2 protein-coding genes and 1 pseudogene are annotated in these 1,503 nt (G+C 70.9%); 1 reads left to right on the forward strand and 2 read right to left on the reverse strand.

What is annotated here, in order from left to right; translation table 11 throughout:
• Nucleotides 1-261, reverse strand: a 261-nt coding sequence (locus MFF54_RS27275; protein WP_238307323.1) for a 1-deoxy-D-xylulose-5-phosphate synthase N-terminal domain-containing protein, incomplete at its 3' end; no start/stop codon positions are given.
• Here MFF54_RS27275 and dxs point away from each other — a divergent pair.
• Nucleotides 181-1,359: pseudogene (gene dxs / locus MFF54_RS27280) on the forward strand (1-deoxy-D-xylulose-5-phosphate synthase); the annotation flags it as partial. The gene MFF54_RS27275 and the pseudogene dxs overlap by 81 nt on opposite strands.
• On the opposite strand, the gene MFF54_RS27895 reads toward dxs, so the two are convergent.
• The gene (locus MFF54_RS27895) at nt 1,353-1,451 is read right to left on the reverse strand and encodes a hypothetical protein (RefSeq protein ID WP_373321216.1); all 99 of its coding nucleotides are present in this window, start codon (nt 1,449-1,451) and stop codon (nt 1,353-1,355) included. The pseudogene dxs and the gene MFF54_RS27895 overlap by 7 nt on opposite strands.
• Nucleotides 1,452-1,503: the final 52 nt, after the last annotated feature.

Below are 1,503 nucleotides of genomic sequence, written 5' to 3' on the forward strand. Positions count from 1 at the left end.
GCCCGAGAGGCCGCCGCCCTGGCGCAGCGTGCGGATGCGGTCGCGGCGGCCGGTGAGGATCTTGTGCGGGTAGGCCTGATGGCCGACGTCCCAGATGATGCGGTCGTCGGGGGTGTCGAAGACGTGGTGGAGCGCACGTCGATCCTTGAGGGTCTGGAGGAGCCGGCGGCGCTTCGCCGGCTGCCGGAGAACCGCCTTCAGGCCGTCGCCGACGCGGTGCGCGCCGAGATGATCGACGCGGTCTCGGTCACCGGCGGCCATCTCGGCTCGGGCCTGGGCGTGGTCGAACTCACGGTGGCGCTCCACCACGTCTTCGACACCCCCGACGACCGCATCATCTGGGACGTCGGCCATCAGGCCTACCCGCACAAGATCCTCACCGGCCGCCGCGACCGCATCCGCACGCTGCGCCAGGGCGGCGGCCTCTCGGGCTTCACCAAGCGCTCCGAGAGCGTCTACGACCCCTTCGGCGCCGCCCACTCCTCCACCTCCATCTCCGCGGGGCTGGGCATGGCGGTGGCCCGCGATCTCGCCGTCGCCGAGGCCAAGGCCGCCGGCCGCGAGGCGGGCAAGCGCCGCAACGTCGTCGCGGTGATCGGCGACGGCTCGATGTCGGCCGGCATGGCCTACGAGGCCATGAACAATGCCGGCGCCCTGCACTCGCGCCTCATCGTCATCCTCAACGACAACGACATGTCCATCGCGCCCCCCGTCGGCGCCATGTCGGCCTACTTCGCCAGGCTCGCCTCCGGCGGCACCTACCGCTCGCTCCGCGAGACTGCCAAGCAGCTCGGCCAGCTCCTGCCGAAAGCCCTCTACCAGCGCGCGGCCGCGGCCGAGGAGTACGCCCGCTCGCTCGTGGTGGGCGGCGGCACGATGTTCGAGGAGATGGGCTTCCACTATGTCGGCCCCGTGGACGGGCACAACCTCGACCACCTGCTGCCCATCCTCAAGAACGTGCGCGACGCCGAGCACGGCCCCATCCTGCTCCACGTCGTCACCCAGAAGGGCAAGGGCTACGCGCCGGCGGAGGCGAGTGCCGACCGCTACCACGGCGTGGTCAAGTTCGACGTGGTCTCCGGCGTCCAGGCCAAGGCCAAGCCCAATGCCCCGGCCTACACCCGCGTCTTCGGCGAGAGCCTGATCAAGGCGGCCGATGCCGACCCGAAGGTGGTGGCGATCACCGCCGCGATGCCGGGCGGCACGGGCATCGACCTGTTCGGCAAGGCGCATCCGAGCCGGACCTTCGATGTGGGCATCGCCGAGCAGCACGCGGTCACCTTCGCGGGCGGCCTGGCCACCGAGGGCTACAAGCCGTTCGTGGCGATCTACTCGACCTTCCTGCAGCGGGCCTACGATGCGATGCCCACATCGAAGGTCCGGCTCGGATGCGCCTTGCCGAACAGGTCGATGCCCGTGCCGCCCGGCATCGCGGCGGTGATCGCCACCACCTTCGGGTCGGCATCGGCCGCCTTGATCAGGCTCTCGCCGAAGACGCGGGTG

The organism is Methylobacterium gregans (genome assembly GCF_022179245.1).
GTDB lineage: Bacteria > Pseudomonadota > Alphaproteobacteria > Rhizobiales > Beijerinckiaceae > Methylobacterium > Methylobacterium gregans.